This window comes from Streptomyces sp. NPDC016851 (genome assembly GCF_055562795.1).
Genome location: NZ_JBVHEP010000036.1, coordinates 1 through 14,738, shown reverse-complemented (window position 1 = coordinate 14,738; position 14,738 = coordinate 1). Strand labels below are relative to the sequence as shown.

The 14,738-nt window shown below is 71.8% G+C and carries 12 protein-coding genes; 6 read left to right on the top strand and 6 right to left on the bottom strand.

The annotated features are described in order from the left end of the window. The first annotated feature begins 42 nt into the window (after nt 1-42). The gene (locus ACZ3I3_RS38150) at nt 43-1,524 is read left to right on the top strand and encodes a gluconokinase (protein WP_467372369.1); all 1,482 of its coding nucleotides are present in this window, start codon (nt 43-45) and stop codon (nt 1,522-1,524) included. Nucleotides 1,525-1,705: 181 nt separating this feature from the next. Here ACZ3I3_RS38150 and ACZ3I3_RS38145 read toward each other — a convergent pair whose 3' ends face one another. From ACZ3I3_RS38145 to ACZ3I3_RS38120, 6 genes are all read right to left on the bottom strand, one after another. After that, nucleotides 1,706-3,460, bottom strand: a complete 1,755-nt coding sequence (locus ACZ3I3_RS38145) for a multicopper oxidase family protein (protein WP_467372368.1) — start codon at nt 3,458-3,460, stop codon at nt 1,706-1,708. Between the two features lie 420 nt (nt 3,461-3,880). Then, nucleotides 3,881-5,329 (bottom strand): MFS transporter, encoded by a 1,449-nt coding sequence (locus ACZ3I3_RS38140; protein ID WP_467372367.1) that lies wholly within the window; start codon nt 5,327-5,329, stop codon nt 3,881-3,883. A gap of 77 nt (nt 5,330-5,406) precedes the next feature. Continuing rightward, nucleotides 5,407-6,294: a phosphogluconate dehydrogenase (NAD(+)-dependent, decarboxylating) gene (gene gnd, locus ACZ3I3_RS38135; protein ID WP_467372366.1), complete on the bottom strand. Its 888-nt coding sequence runs from the start codon at nt 6,292-6,294 to the stop codon at nt 5,407-5,409. A gap of 3 nt (nt 6,295-6,297) precedes the next feature. Further along, nucleotides 6,298-7,239 carry an NAD(P)-dependent oxidoreductase gene (locus ACZ3I3_RS38130; protein ID WP_467372365.1) on the bottom strand — a complete coding sequence of 314 codons (942 nt, stop codon included), beginning with the start codon at nt 7,237-7,239 and terminating at the stop codon, nt 6,298-6,300. Next, nucleotides 7,236-8,303 carry an NAD(P)-dependent oxidoreductase gene (locus ACZ3I3_RS38125; protein ID WP_467372364.1) on the bottom strand — a complete coding sequence of 356 codons (1,068 nt, stop codon included), beginning with the start codon at nt 8,301-8,303 and terminating at the stop codon, nt 7,236-7,238. Before ACZ3I3_RS38125 ends, ACZ3I3_RS38130 begins: the two co-directional genes overlap by 4 nt. Next, entirely contained in the window at nt 8,303-9,256 is a 954-nt protein-coding gene (locus tag ACZ3I3_RS38120) for a cyclase family protein (protein ID WP_467372363.1), read from the bottom strand. Before ACZ3I3_RS38120 ends, ACZ3I3_RS38125 begins: the two co-directional genes overlap by 1 nt. 178 nt (nt 9,257-9,434) lie before the next feature. Between ACZ3I3_RS38120 and ACZ3I3_RS38115 the strand changes: the two genes are divergently transcribed. The 5 genes from ACZ3I3_RS38115 to ACZ3I3_RS38095 all read left to right on the top strand — a co-directional run. After that, complete coding sequence (locus ACZ3I3_RS38115) at nt 9,435-10,229, top strand: IclR family transcriptional regulator (protein ID WP_467372362.1); 795 nt, start codon at nt 9,435-9,437, stop codon at nt 10,227-10,229. Between the two features lie 202 nt (nt 10,230-10,431). Further along, nucleotides 10,432-12,000, top strand: coding sequence for a sugar ABC transporter ATP-binding protein (locus ACZ3I3_RS38110; protein WP_467372361.1), 1,569 nt, complete (start codon nt 10,432-10,434; stop codon nt 11,998-12,000). Then, nucleotides 12,000-13,202, top strand: coding sequence for an ABC transporter permease (locus ACZ3I3_RS38105; protein WP_467372360.1), 1,203 nt, complete (start codon nt 12,000-12,002; stop codon nt 13,200-13,202). Before ACZ3I3_RS38110 ends, ACZ3I3_RS38105 begins: the two co-directional genes overlap by 1 nt. A gap of 119 nt (nt 13,203-13,321) precedes the next feature. Further along, entirely contained in the window at nt 13,322-14,476 is a 1,155-nt protein-coding gene (locus ACZ3I3_RS38100; RefSeq protein WP_467372359.1) for a substrate-binding domain-containing protein, read from the top strand. A gap of 118 nt (nt 14,477-14,594) precedes the next feature. Next, nucleotides 14,595-14,738: hypothetical protein (locus tag ACZ3I3_RS38095; RefSeq protein ID WP_467372424.1), on the top strand; the 144-nt coding region annotated here is incomplete at its 3' end.

The following is a 14,738-nucleotide window of genomic DNA, read 5'->3' as shown; positions in this document are numbered from 1 at the left end:
GCCACCCGGGGTGTGCCCGGACAAGCCGAAACGGAGACCGCGATGAACGACGCCGGCGAGGTGGTGCTCGGCATCGACCTGGGCACAACCGCCACCAAGGTGGTCGCCGTGGACGCCGATTACCGCCCGGTGTCGACCGTCGAACGCCCCGCCCCCCTGCACACCGGAGGGAACGGCGAAGCCGTTCACGACCCCGTCACCGTGCTGGCCGGGGTGATCGACGCGGTGCGGGAGACCGCCGAGCACTGCGCGCACCTGGGGCTGACCGTCCGGGGCCTGTCCTTCAGCGCGGCCCTGCACACCCTGCTCGCCCTCGACTCCTCCGGCGAACCCCTCACCCCCGCCTTGAGCTGGGCCGACACTCGTGCGGCCGACATCGCCCGACGACTGCGGGCCGGGGACGCGGACGAACTTCACCGGGCGACCGGCACCCCGGTGCACCCCATGGCTCCGTTCACCAAGCTCATCTGGTTCGCCACCTACGAGCCGGACGTTCTCCGGCGTGCGGCCGTGTGGTGCGGGATGAAGGACTACGTCCTGTCGCGGTTCACCGGCCGACGCGTCACCGACCACTCCTGTGCCTCCGCCACCGGGCTGTGGGACCTCCGTACCACCGACTGGCACGGGCCCGCGCTGGAAACCGCCGGAGTGTCCGTCGGACGGCTGCCCGAACTCGTGCCGCCGACGGCCGCGTTCCCGCTGCTGCCCGAGCCGGCCGCAGAACTGGGTCTGCCCGCCGGGCTGCCGGTGGTCGCGGGCGCCGGAGACGGGCCGCTCGCCAATCTCGCGGTCGGCGCCATCACCCCCGGTACGGCCGCGCTGTCGCTGGGCACCAGCGGCGCGCTCCGCGTCGTACGCGACCGACCGGGCGTGGACGAGAGGTGCCGCGTCTTCTGCTACCACCTCGCCGACGGGCTGTGGGTGCTCGGCGGAGCGGTCAGCAACGCCGGAGTCGTCGCTCAGTGGGCGGCCGAGTCCTTCGGCGGCATCGACGTGGCCGACCTCTTGAAGGAAGCGGCGGAGGTCGCGCCCGGTTCCGAGGGCCTCGTCGCGCTGCCGCACCTCCTCGGCGAACGGGCCCCCTGGTGGGACCCCGACGCCCGCGGTGCCCTCATCGGACTGCGGCACGTGCACGACAGGGCCCATGTGACCCGGGCGATGATCGAGGGCGTCGGGCAGCAACTGGCCCTGGTCCGGGACTCGGTGGTCGCGGCCGGGGCGCCGGTCGCCTCCGTGCGGGCCACGGGCGGAGCACTGCGGTCGTCGCTGTGGGCGGAGATCGTCGCGGCGGCCCTCGACATGCCTCTGGGAATCACGGACGACACCGCGGGTTCGGGATTCGGCGCCGCGCTCCTCGGCTGGCGTGCGCTGGGCGCCGTGCCCGACCTGTCCGCCCTGCCCGCCGGCGTCTGGTCCCGTCCCCACCGCACCGTCTCGCCGAACCCGGTGGCCGTCCGGCGGATGGCCGATGCCCGGCCTCGGGTCGAGCAACTGTACGCGGTGCTGCGGGAGTTCCCCGCGTAGCGTCCCTACGTGGGGCACCGTTGGACGTACGGCACCTCGGCGTTTCCCCTGCCGCCGCCGTCAGGCCCCGTGGGCCTGACGGCCTTCGTCGCGTTTCCCGTGTCGCTGTGCTCCGCAGAGAGGGCGTGTCCGCAAAGTCCCGCCTGCCCCGCGGCGGGCGACGGGACTCTACGGACACGCCCTAATGGTGATCCATGCCGCCCGACGAGCCCGCGCCCGTCTGCGTCATGCACGCCATGACGTGGTGGATCTGCCCCGGCAGCACGACGAACTGCCGCATCATCCCCATGTCCTCGTGCTCGAGCATGTGGCAGTGGTAGACGTATTTGCCCGAGGTGTCGCCGAAGTACCCGGCGACGGTGACCAGTTCGCCGGCGTTCGCCCGCACGGTGTCCTTCCAGCCCTCCTCGGCGGATGAGACGGTGCCGGCGCCGGTCCACACCACCGGAGTGGCGGTGCCGCAGCCGAGGCTCCCGTCGTCCATGGTGAAGATCTTGAAGCCGCTGACGTCGTAGGTCTGCCGCTCCAGGATCTGGAAGCTGGTCGTGTGGATGTGCATCGGGTGCGCCCAGCCGGAGGGCGCCACGTGCAGGAAGCGCCACCGCTCCCAGCTGCGGGCCCGGACGAAGAAGCGTACGGGGTCGTAGAAGTCCGAAGCGGTGCGGCGGTAGGTGGTGACGCCGCCGTCCCTCTCCTTCACCTGCACGACGCCGTCGGCCGGCAGCGTGTCGGGGACGTCCTCGGTCTTCTCCATCTCCCAGCACAGCGCCTGGCCCGGACCCTGCGGCGTCAGGACCACGAGGCGGTCGGTGTGCTCCGGGAGGTTGCTCTCGGTGAGCCGCTTGTAGCCGCCCGAAAGCTGTTTGGGCAGCACGAACGGGTCACTCACCCGGGCGGAGGACACCCGGAACTCCATCACCTGCGGCCACGGTCCCGGATCCGGGTTGCCGTTGGTGTTCACCAGACGCAGCCGCCGGCCCCGGAAGGCGGAGAAGTCGATCAGCAGGTCCGCGCGCTCAGCGGCGCCCAGGGTGACGCCGTCGTCGACGGGGACCGGCCGCGGCAGTAGCCCGCCGTCCGTGCCGATCTGGTGGACGCTGCCGGTCGGCACGGGCTTTCCGTCCTCGTCGACGAGTGCGAGCCGGTACTGCCGGGTGTTGGCGCCGTTGACGACCCGGAAGCGGTACCAGCGCGGCTTCACATCCAGGTGCGGCCAGATGGTGCCGTTGACCATGGTGAACGGGCCGGTGAATCCACGCAGCCACAGCAGGGGTTCGCTCTGGATGACCGCGGTCTTGTGCAGCAGGCGGCCGGTGAGGTTGCCGTCGGCGTCGGTCTCCAGATTGCGGTCCGCCAGCAGCAGAGGCACCTCGTACGGGCCGCTCGGCAGTCCCAGGGCGTCCTCCTCGTCGTCGCGGATGACGTACATCCCCTGCAGCCCGGCCATCACGTTCCACGCGGTGACCGCCATGGCGTGGTCGTGGTAGAAGAGCGCTGACGCCGGCTGGTCGTTGAGGTACTCCGCCAACTGGGCGGCACCCGGCTCCAGGACGTTCTCCGGCCAGCCGTCGTTGCCGCTGCCGGTGAGGGCACCGTGCAGGTGCGTCACGGGCCACGGACGCAGTTGCTGCACCTCTTCCATGGGCGCGACGCCGCCGCGCCCCGGCCGGTCCCACACGGGCGGGGTCTGCTTGACGTTCGGCACCTGCACCGCCGTCAGCGGTATCGTGCCGGTCAGTCTGTTCACCCAGGCGACGCGCAGCCGCTCGCCCCGTCGGACGTCGATGGTCGGTCCCGGGGCATGTCCCTCGTACGCCCACACCGCCGTGGGCGGGAGCTGCGAGTGCAGGGAGACCGTCGCCGTGCGCATCTCCACCGTGAGGTGGTGGACGCCGTTGGCCCCGCGCGTCGGGCGGGCGGTCGGCGGGATGGTCAACGGGTCCAGGAAGGGCGTCAGTTCCCTGACGGGGCTCGGCGCGCCGCCCCCTGGGTGCGCCGGGCTCGAAGCGTCGGAGGTGAAGGCCGCAGCGGGGGCCGCGACGGTGGCCGATACGGCGGTACTCGATGCGGCGGCCCCTTCCGGAACGCCGCTTCCCGCGGCGGACGCGCCGGGGTCGGACGCAGAGCCCGCGGTGGTGGCCACCGTGACACCGGCGGCCGCGGTGAGCAACGTCCGGCGCCGAAGCGCCGGAGGTGGTGAGGAGGCTGCGGTGTCGTCCGTGTCGTCGATCCGGCGTCTGTGACCTCTCTGACCCGGCTGACCTGTCTGACCTTCGTGCGTGGACATACAACCTCCCGAGGTTGTGAAGGCGACGGTTGCGGTGATGTGCTGGTGATGCGGCCCGGCGGACGCGGCTCAGCGTGCCGAGCGGTCGGACACCCGGCGCGGAGGGCCGGCCGGGTGGACGGGTGGGGAGCCGGTGACCGACGATCCCGCGTCGGGCGCCAGACGTACGGCCTCGGCGACGGCGGCCAGCGGGAGCAGCGCGAGCAGCATGAACGCCATCTGGTACGGCGCCGCGGGCCCCCGCAGGCCGACGAGTGAGGAGAGCGGGCCGGCGGCCCGCAGGGCGAGTGCCGCGAAGGCCACGCCCATACCGGTCGCCAGCTGCTGGACGGTGCTGGAAAGGGCGTTGGCGGTACTGGTCCGGTCCGGTTCGATGTCGGCGAAGGCGATCGTGGTGTAGCCGCTCAGCGAGATGGATCGGCACACACCGCCGATGAACAACGCGGCGACCACGGCCGCCATCGGTGTCCCGGCGTCGATCAGTCCGCACAGGACGAAAGTGACCGCCGTCGCGGCCCCGTTGACCACCAGCACCCGCCGGAAGCCGAAACGTCGCAACAGCGGCGTGGTGAACGGTTTGACGGCGATGTTGCCCGCGAAGACGCCGATGAGCGCCAGGCCCGACGCGGCGGCGCTCCAGCCGAAGGCGCCTTGGAACATCAGCGGCAGCAGGAACGGCACCGTGGTGATCGCGGCGCGGAACAGCGCCCCGCCCGCGTTCGAGACGAGGAAGGTCCGCACCCGCAGGGTTCGCAGATCGATCAGCGGATGCCTGGCGCGCAGCAGATGACGGGCGGCCAACGCGCACAGCAGCGCCCCTGCCGCTGTCACGCTGCCCGCGACGGCCCACTCGGGCGGCCGCGCGCCGAGGAGTTCCATGCCGTAGACCAGCGCGGCGACCCCCGACCCGCCGAGCACGAAGCCCACCAGGTCCAGCGGCGGGCGGTCCGCCTCCCGCAGTCCGTCCGGGATGAGCCGCAGGGCGAGTACGAGGGCCAGCGCACCGAGCGGCACGTTGACCAGGAAGATCCAGCGCCAGGAGGCGTAGGTGGTGAACAGGCCGCCGAGCACGGGCGCCAGCACGGGGGCGATCAGCCCCGGCCAGGTGAGGTAGGCAACCGCGCGCAGCAGGTCCGGCTTGGCGGTGCCGCGCAGCACCACGAGCCGGCCGACGGGGACCATCATCGCGCCGCCCGCGCCCTGCAGTACCCGCATGGCTACCAGCTCCGGGAGGCTGGTGGCGGTGGCGCACAGCAGTGAGGCCACGGTGAACAGGCCGATGGCCCAGGTGAAGACCCGGCGGGCGCCGTAGCGGTCCGCGGCCCACCCGCTGACGGGGATCAGGACGGCGACGGTGACGAGGTAGGCGGTCATGGTGACGCCGATGTCGACCGGGCGGACGTGCAGCGAGGCGGCCATGTCCGGGGCAGCGGTGGAGATGATCGTGCCGTCCAGGAACTCCATGAAGAAGGCCCCGGCCACCAGCAGGGCAGCTGCCCGGCTGTTCCCTGCGCGCATCCGCGCATCCTTCCGGCGAGCGTGTACGCCGGGCCCGGGCCCAGTCGGCGCGGGACCCGGACCCGGCTGCTGGGTCGTCAGTTACTGCCGGTGCCGGCCGTGTGGACGGCGTGCCCGCCGAACTGCTGCCGCATCGCCGCGAGTGCCTTCAGCTGGGCGGCGTCCGGCTTGCGTGAGGCGAACCTGGCGTAGAGCGCGGCGGTCATGGCGGGCGCGGAGACGGCGAGGCGCACGGCCTCCTCGACCGTCCACCGGCCCTCCCCGGAGTCGTCCACCCGTCCGGACAGAGAGGCCAGTTCCGGGTCCGCCTCCAGGGCCCGCACCTGCAGGTCGAGCAGCCAGGAGCGCACGACCGTGCCGTGCCGCCAGGAGGCGAGCACCTTCGGCACGTCGGGCACGAACTCGCTGGCCTCCAGCAGCTCGTAGCCCTCGGCGAGGGCCTGCATCATGCCGTACTCGATGCCGTTGTGGACCATCTTGGCGTAGTGGCCCGCCCCGACCGGACCGGCATGGACGATGCCGTCCTCCTCCGGGGCCAGCGACTGAAGCAGGGGCCAGACCCGCTCCACGTGCTCGTCCGCGCCGCCGCACATCACCGCGTAGCCGTTCTCGCGGCCCCAGACGCCGCCGCTGACACCGCAGTCGACGTAGCCGATGCCGTGTTCGGCGAGCAGCGCGGCGTGCTCGGTGTCGTCGCTGAAGCGGGAGTTGCCGCCCTCGACGACCACGTCGCCGGGAGAGAGCAGACCCGCGAGCTGCCGCAGGGCGTCACGAGTCGGGTCGCCCGCCGGGAGCATCAGCCACACCACACGCGGGGCCGCCAGCTTCGAGACGAGTTCCTCGAGGGTGTCCACGTCGCGGTCGGGATTGGTGCGGGCGTAGCCGAACACCTCGTGCCCGCGGTCGCGCCAGCGCGCCGCCATGTTGCCGCCCATGCGGCCCAGTCCGACGATTCCTACCTGCATGGTTCAGTCCTTCGCGTTGTACGGATGCGGGTTCTTGCGGGCACCCGTGGTGTCGGTGGCGTCGGTGGCTGTGCGCAGCAGCTTCAGGACGACGCTGTTGTCGTAGTCGCCCAGGCCCTGGGACTCGACGGCCGCGTACAGCCGGGTGACGGTGTCGGCGAGAGGGAGCGAGACCCGCTCGTCGGCGGCGCTGTCCTGCACAAAACCGAGGTCCTTCAGCAGGTAGCGCGCGGGCCCGGAGGGGGTGAAGTCGCTTTCGGTGAGATGGTGGTGCTTCTGGGCGAGCACTTCCGAGCGGGCGAGACCGCCTGCCAGCACGTCCAGCACCGCATCGGTGTCCAGCCCGCCGCGCTCGGCGAGCAGTACCGCCTCGGCGAGGGAGACGAGCGTGCCCGCTACGACGAGCTGGTTGCACGCCTTGGTGAGCGAACCGGCGCCGACTCCGCCCATGCGACGTACCGTCCCGCCCATGGCCGTCAGGTAGGGCAGAACCCTCTCGTAGGCGGCCGGTCCGGCACCCGTCATGATCGACAAGGTGCCTTGCGCGGCGCCGGTGACACCGCCGCTGACTGGGGCGTCGACGACCGTGACGCCGCGAGGGGTGAGGCCGTCGGCGAGGATCCGGACTTGGACGGGGGAGACGGTGCCCATCACCACCAGGGTGTCCATCGCCCGCTCGGGCGGGGCGAGGAGACCGTCCTCGGCCTGGAGCAGCGCCTCGACCTGCGGGAGGTCGGGCAGCATCGTGATGACCACGGACGCGGCGGCGGCCACCTCCGCCGGGTCGGCGGCGGTACGGCAGCCGGCGGCGCCGGCCGTTTCCAGTGCCGGGCGGCTGCGGTTCCAGGCGATGACGTCGAACCCGGCCCCGGCGAGGTTGGCCGCCATCGGCAGGCCCATCGCGCCGAGTCCCAGGAAGCCGACCGTCTCCGGCGCGACCGTCACGAGGAGACCCCCAGCGGGGCCGGGCCGCCGGCCGCCAGCGCCGCCAGCCGTTCCTTGACGGCGGCCAGGTCGACGGCGTCGCGATTGACGACGAAACGGGGGGCGCGTCCTTCGGCGATGTCGAGGATCGCCCGCACGGCGCTGCCGCCGTTACCTGCCGACATCTCGTCCGTCCAGGCCAGCGCATGCGGGCTCAGGATGACGTTGTCCATGGTCAGCAGCGGGTTGTCCGCCGCGGGCGGCTCGCTTTCGAACACGTCGAGGCCCGCGGCCCGGATACGGCCCACGCGCAGGGCCTCGATCAGCGCGGCCTCGTCGACGATGGAGCCCCGGGCGACGTTGAGCAGGACGGCCGAGGGCTTCATCAGGGCGAGCCGGCGGGCGTCGACGAGGTGCCGGGTCTCCTCGGTCAGCGCGCACATCACGATCACCGCGTCGGCCTCGGCCATCACCGTGTCGACGTCCGCCAGCCGGGCGCCGAGCCGTTCCGCGGTGGCCGGCGGGCAGTACGGGTCGTAGGCGATGATCTCGACGCCGAACGGGCGGAGCAGGTCCACCAGGTCGCCGGCGGTGTTGCCGAGCCCGAGCAGACCGACGCGGCGGCCGGTCAGGCCCTGGCCCATCCACTGCTCCTTCTCGGCCCAGCGTCCCTCGCGCACCAGCCGGTCCTTGGCGACCAGGTTGTGCTGGACGGCCAGCAGCAGGGCGAGCGCGGCGGTGGCGACGGGGCGGCGGGCGCCGTCGGGGGTGATGGTGACCAGGGCGCCGTGCCGGGTGCAGGCGTCGAGGTCGACGGTGTCGTAGCCGACGCCGAAGCGGGCGAAGAGCAGGGGCGGCCGGGTGGCCCCGGCGAAGGTGCGCTCGGTGACGGCGGGCCCGGCGAACAGTACGGCGTCCAGTCCGTCGACGTCGGCGGCGAGGAGTTCGCCGGTGGTACGCGGCAAGTAGTGCCAGTCGACGCCGGCGGCGTCGAGTTCGCCGAGTCGGATGTCGCCCCAGACGTTGCGTCCGTCGGTGTCGAGGAAGTCTCTGCTGACGCCGACGCGGAGGTCACGGTGCCCCATCACAGCACCGCCACCGGGTTGACGGGCGAGCCGGTGCCGCCGGGGACGTTCAGCGGGGTCACGATCATCAGGAACTCGTGGCGGCCGGCTTCCGCGCAGGCCGCGGAGAGCGCTTCCAGGTCGAGGTTGTCCAGCAGCGGCACGCCCATCGCGGTGATCGCGAGCGCGTGCACGGGGGAGGACACCCCTTCGACGGGAGAGGGCCGCACATCGCTGTCGCCGTCACCGCCGAGCAGGGCGATTCCCCGTTCGGCCAGCAGCGGCATGACGTCGACATGGAGGCCGGCGCTGGCGTTGTCCGGGTTCCAGGCGCCGAGCTCCCTGCGGCGGCGGAAGTGGCCGGAGCGCAGCAGCACCGCGTCGCCCTCGCCGATCGTCACGCCGAGCGCCTTCTCGGCGGCGAGGACGTCGTCGGCGTGCACGGCCCGGCCGGGCTCCAGCCAGTCGGTGCCGAGGACGGCGGGCATGTCGATCAGTACACCCTTGGTCACCAGGGGACCGAGCGAGGAGACGGAGCCGAAGTGCGCGCCCCTGGCGTCGACGACCTCGGCGGCGGTGCGGCCGTCGTACAGCTGCCCCCGGTAGGCGATGTGGGAGAGCGCGTCGAGGTGGCTGACGCCCTTGCCGTGGTAGTCGACGGCGATGAAGTCCTTGTGACAGGTGGGCTCGGGCGCCTCGATGTCGCCCAGCTCGGACATGTAGTGCAGGGCGGGCTTGCCGTTGTCAGGGCCGGGCACCGTGTTCCAGGGCAGGGCCATCGGGACGACGGTCCCGGTGCGCACGAGTGCGGTGGCTCGCTGGACGTGCTCGGCGGTCACCCGGTTCCAGGCGCCCCGGTCCGCGGGCGTCCAGCGCCCCCAGGTCTTGAGGGTGTGGAAGAGCGAGTCGAACTCCTCGCGCGAGACACGGGGCCCGTTGGCGGGCTCGGAGGGGGGAGGCGGGGAATCGGTCATGTGGTGCTCAGCGCTCCAAGGCTCGGAGGGAGTCGTCGGCCGGCCCGGAAGGCGCGCTACGGTCGGGAATCTTGGGAGACTCGACGGCAAAGCGTGCCGACGGCATTGTCGTTCGGGGCGACACGAGGGACAATAACAACATGCTGAACGACGAACAGAATGATGGGTGGAGTTGACGGTGAGCGCAAGCGACCCGGGAAGTCTTGTCCCGGCGGTGACGCGGGCCGTGGCGATCCTGGACACGCTCGGTGAGGCGGAGGGCCGCCCGCTGTCGGTCAGTGAGATCGCGCGTGCCCTGGGCCTGCCGAAGTCCTCGACGGGCAATCTCTGCGCCTCCCTGGAGGCGGCGGGCATGATCACGCGCAACGGCACGGGCTTCGGCCTGGGGCGCAAGCTGGTGGAGCTGGGTGGGCGCTACCTCTCCACCGTGGACCAATTGCGCGACTTCTACGAGCTGTGCCGCCGCAGCGTGCACATCTCCAGGGAGACCGCCCGGGTCGCCGTCCTGGACGGCCTCGACGTGCTCTACCTGGCCAGGTACGACGGCACCCAGCCGCTGCGGCTGACCGCCAACATCGGCGACCGCTTCCCCGCCAACTGCACGGCGACCGGGAAGGCCATCCTGTCCACCCTCGATCCGGCGGTGGCCGAGGACCGGCTGCGCGGCCGTGCCCTGCCCGCGCTCAGCGAGCGGTCCCTCACCTCCCCGGCCGCACTGCTGGAGGACCTTGCGGCGACCCGGGAGCGGGGCTACGCGATCGACGACGAGGAGGCCACGGCCGGCATCCTCTGCCTGGCCGTTCCGGTCACGGGCTTCCGCACCGACTCCGCCCCCTTCGCGATCAGCGTCACCGTGCTCAAGGCGCGGCTCGACGACGAGTTCCGCGAGGCGCTGCTCAAGGACCTGCGCACCATCGCGGCGGGGCTGGAGAACCCCATGATCCCGCAGGGGGCGTCCACGAACGGCGGATGACACCGCGGGGGGACGTCAGCATGGACGCACCCCGCCCACCGACCGGAACGACGGCGGCCGTACGGATCCTTTCCGTACGGCCGCCGTAACTTTGGGGCAATAAAAGCCTACGGAAGTATTGACCAGCATGCTGGGATCAGTTCAGGATTCTGGGCGAGCCGATGGATCGGTCCTCGGCCTGTAGATCCCCGGAGAGAAGTCCGTGAACGACGCTCCCGACGACACAGCATCCTGCGCCCCACCGTCCGACAGCCACGCGGCCACGGAGCCGCTGGTGACCATCCGCGGACTGCGCAAGCGGTTCGGTGGCACCCTCGCCCTCGCCGACGTCGACCTCGACATTCACGCAGGCAGCGTCCTTGCCCTATTGGGGCACAACGGTGCCGGAAAGTCCACACTTATCAAGATCCTTGCCGGGGTCTACCGCGCCGACGAAGGCCAGGTCACCGTGGCCGGCCATCCGCTCGGCACCGAGGCCGCCTCCACCGAGATGTCCTTCATCCACCAGGACCTCGGCCTCGTGGAGTGGATGTCGGTGGCCGAGAACATCGCCCTGGGCACCGGCTTCCCCCGCCGCGGTGGTCTCGTCTCCTGGCGGCAGGTACGCCGGCGCTGTGTCGAGGCCCTGGACATCGTCGCCGGCCATCTCGACCCCGAGGCGGCCGTCGCCGATCTCACCCGCGCGGAACGCTCCCTCGTCGCGATCGCCCGCGCGCTGTCCACCCGGGCCCGCCTGATCGTCCTCGACGAACCGACCGCCAGCCTGCCCGCCGCCGACTGCGCCCGGCTCTTCGAGGTCCTGCACACCCTGCGCGACCGCGGCCACGCCATCGTCTACGTCAGCCACCGCCTCGACGAGGTCTACCAGGTCGCCGACCGCTTCGCCGTGCTGCGCGACGGGCAGCTCATCAGCCAGGGCCACCTCGCCGACCACGGCCCCGACCGCATCGTGCACGACATCGTCGGACACGAGCCGGAGAGCCACCGGCCGCCCGCCCCCCGCACCACCGGCGCGCCTGCCCCCACCGTGCTGCGACTGAACGGCGTCACCACCGAGGGCGTCGGCCCGATCGACCTGGAGCTGCGCGCCGGGGAGGTCCTCGGCATGGTCGGCCTCACCGGAGCCGGCCACATGGACCTCGGCCGCGCCCTCGCCGGAGCCCGCCCCTTCACCGACGGCGAGGTGCTGCTCGACGGCAGCCCGTACCACCCCGGATCGGTCACCGCCGCCGTCGACGCGGGCATCGGCTTCGTCACCAGCAACCGCCAGGAGGAGGGCTGCGCCCTCGAACTCACCGTGCGGGAGAACTTCCTGGCCAACCCCCGCGCGGACGCCCGCTCCCCCTGGCACTGGATCAGCCCGGCGCGCGAACGCGCCGAAGCCAGAGCGCTCGTCGCGCGCTTCGGAGTACGACCCGCCGACCCCGAGGCACCGATCGCCACCCTCTCCGGCGGCAACCAGCAGAAGATCATGATCGGCCGCTGGCTGCGCCTGAGCCGCCGCGTGGTGATCCTCGAGGAGCCCACCGCCGGCGTCGACGTCGGCGCCAAGGCCGAGATCTACCGGCTCCTCGACGACGCCCTCGCCGAAGGACTCGCCGTCCTGCTCATCTCCACCGACTTCGAAGAGGTCGCCGACGTCTGCCACCGCGCCCTGGTCTTCGTCCGGGGCGGAGTGACGGCGGAACTGTCCGGCGAAGCCCTCACCGTCACCGAACTCACGCACGCCGCGTCGGCCATGCCGGCGCTGACCGGAACGGGCACCCACTGATGGCCACCGAGACAGAATCCAACCGCGGCGCACAGCGGTCCACGCCCGAGGGCGACAGCAGTACGTCGCCGACTCCCCGCCCGACCGGCACCCGTCCCGCCAAGCCGTCCCGAGGCACGGGCACCGGTGGCCGAGTACGCGGCCACCTGATCGGCACCCACGGCCTGCTCACCCTCACCGTCCTGTTGTTCCTCGCCTTCTCCGTCGCCCTGCCGGACACCTTCCCGACACTGGCCAACGCCTCGTCGATCCTGTCCAACCAGTCGATCCCGGCGATGCTCGCGCTCGGCGCGATGATCCCCATCGTCACCGGTAAGTTCGACCTGTCCGTCGGCTACGGACTCGGCTTCGCCCACGTCCTGGCGATGCAGCTCATCGTCAACAACGCCTGGCCCTGGCCGCTCGCCTGCCTCGTCGTCATCGTCGGCGGCTGCCTCATCGGCGTCTTCAACGGCCTGCTGGTCGAGTTCGCCAGGATCGACTCCTTCATCGCGACCCTCGGCACCGGCAGCGTGCTGTACGCCTTCACCGGCTGGATCACCGACGGCGCCCGGATCGTCCCCGGCTCCCATGGCCTGCCCCCGGCCTTCACCGACCTCTACGACTCGCAGTTCCTCGGCCTGCCGGTACCCGCCTTCTACGTCCTCGGCCTCGCCGTCATCCTCTGGCTGCTGCTGGAACGGCTGCCGCTCGGCCGCTACCTGTACGTCATCGGCTCCAACGCCCGCGCCGCCGACCTGGTCGGCATCCCCACCCGCCGCTACGGCATCTACGCCTTCGCCGGCTCCGGCATCGTGGTCGGCTGCGCGGGTGTGCTGCTCGCCGCCCAGCAGCAGATCGGCAACCCCAGCGTCGGCATGGACTACCTGCTCCCCGCCTTCGTGGGCGCGCTCCTCGGCTCCACCGCCATCAAGCCCGGCCGCGCCAACGCCGCCGGCACCGTCGTCGCCGTCGCCATCCTCGCCATCGGCCTCGCCGGCATACAGCAGCTCGGCGCCGAGTTCTGGGCCACGTCCCTGTTCAACGGCGGCACCCTCCTCCTCGCGGTCGGCCTGGCCGGTTACTCCGCCCGCCGCAGGCTGCGCGCAGGGGCCAACGCCACCCGCACGTCCCTGTCCCAGCCATCGGCGTCTTCCGAGTCGGCCCCCGCCGCCGGTGGGTCCGATCCCCGGCCGCCGTCGGCCTCGGCGGACCAGGCCTGACCGGCCCACCGGAGGCTCCCGCCCCCCAGGTTGTGCCCCCGAGACCGAGGCACCGGGCCGCCTCCCCGCACCGCACCTCGCCGCCTTCCCCTCCCCGTACGTCAGCAAGGAGCTCGTCCATGTCCCGACACCTCGCAGGCAAGGCCTCCCTGAGAGCCATAGCCGTTCTCGCCCTGGTCACCGCCTCCGCCGTAGGCTGCACCCGTGGCTCGGAAACCAGCGCCGCCACCACCGTCGGTTCCGGGAAGGCCGGCTGCCCCGCCACCCTCGCCAAGGCCAAGAAGGCCGTCGAGGCGGCCGAGGACGTCAACGCCCCCTGGAACGGCCCCACCACCGGCCCCAAGGCAACCCCCGGCAAGACCATCGTCTACGTCGCCCAGAGCATGACCAACCCCGGGGTCGCCGGGGCCGCCGAGGGAGTCAAGGAAGCAGCCAAGGCCATTGGCTGGAAAATGCGGATCATCGATGGCCAGGGCACCCCGGCCGGCATTCAGGCGGCCCTCAGCCAGGCCGTCGCCGTCAAGCCCGCCGGCATCGTACTGTCCGGCTTCGACCCCAAGTCGACCGCGCAGCAGGTCGCCCAGGCCAACGCGGCCGGCATCCCGCTCATCGGCTGGCACGCCGTGGACGCTCCCGGCCCCAGCAAGAACCCGAAGCTCTTCACCAACGTCACCACGAAGGTCCAGGACGTCGCGAAGATCAGCGCCGACTGGGTCATCAGCCAGTCCAACGGCCGGGCGGGCGTGGTGGTCTTCACCGACGCCTCCATCCCCTTCGCCAAGGGCAAGTCGGACCTGATCGAGAAGGAACTCGCCACCTGCTCCGACGTCAAGACTCTGACGACGTCCAACATCCCCATCGCCGACGCCAGCAACCGCACCCCCCAGGAGGTGTCGGCTCTCCTGTCCCGCTTCGGCACCAAGTGGACGCACTCCATTGCCATCAACGACCTCTACTTCGCCGACGCCGCCGCGTCACTGCGGGCCGCGGGCAAGCAGGGCAACGGAGCACCGTTCAGCATCGGCGCGGGCGACGGCGACCCGTCCGCCTTCCAGCGCATCAACAGCAAGCAGTTCCAGGCGGCGACGGTTCCCGAACCGCTGTCCGAGCAGGGCTGGCAGATCGTCGACGAGTTCAACCGCGCCTTCGCCGGCAAGCCCGCCAGCGGCTACGTCGCTCCGGCCCACATCACCACGGCCGACAACAGCGGCGGCAAGTCCTCCTGGGACCCCAAGGGGTACCGCGCGGCATACCGCGAGATCTGGGGGAAGTGATCTGCGCCAAGTGCCAGGCACTCCTTCCACTTCCCCCGACAGGGGGTCGCCGGGCTCCCTCCGTCCCCCTGCCCCAGCCATCCTTCACCACTCCGGAGACTCACCCGTGAACCCGCTTCTGCCCCAGGACGCTGCCGACGCCGCGCCCTTCGGCCGCCTCTCATGGTCCGAGTTGGACCAGCGGGCCGTCGACACCGCGCGTGTCCTGGCCGCCGATGCCGTACAGAAGGTCGGTAACGGCCATCCGGGTACGGCGATGAGT

What these genes read in the sequence shown, in the direction of transcription:
- ACZ3I3_RS38150 (WP_467372369.1), top strand. Translation starts at nt 43, where the DNA reads ATGAACGACGCCGGCGAGGTGGTGCTCGGCATCGACCTGGGCACAACC.
- ACZ3I3_RS38140 (WP_467372367.1), bottom strand. Translation starts at nt 5,329, where the DNA reads ATGCGCGCAGGGAACAGCCGGGCAGCTGCCCTGCTGGTGGCCGGGGCC.
- gnd (WP_467372366.1), bottom strand. Translation starts at nt 6,294, where the DNA reads ATGCAGGTAGGAATCGTCGGACTGGGCCGCATGGGCGGCAACATGGCG.
- ACZ3I3_RS38125 (WP_467372364.1), bottom strand. Translation starts at nt 8,303, where the DNA reads ATGGGGCACCGTGACCTCCGCGTCGGCGTCAGCAGAGACTTCCTCGAC.
- ACZ3I3_RS38120 (WP_467372363.1), bottom strand. Translation starts at nt 9,256, where the DNA reads ATGACCGATTCCCCGCCTCCCCCCTCCGAGCCCGCCAACGGGCCCCGT.
- ACZ3I3_RS38105 (WP_467372360.1), top strand. Translation starts at nt 12,000, where the DNA reads ATGGCCACCGAGACAGAATCCAACCGCGGCGCACAGCGGTCCACGCCC.
- ACZ3I3_RS38100 (WP_467372359.1), top strand. Translation starts at nt 13,322, where the DNA reads ATGTCCCGACACCTCGCAGGCAAGGCCTCCCTGAGAGCCATAGCCGTT.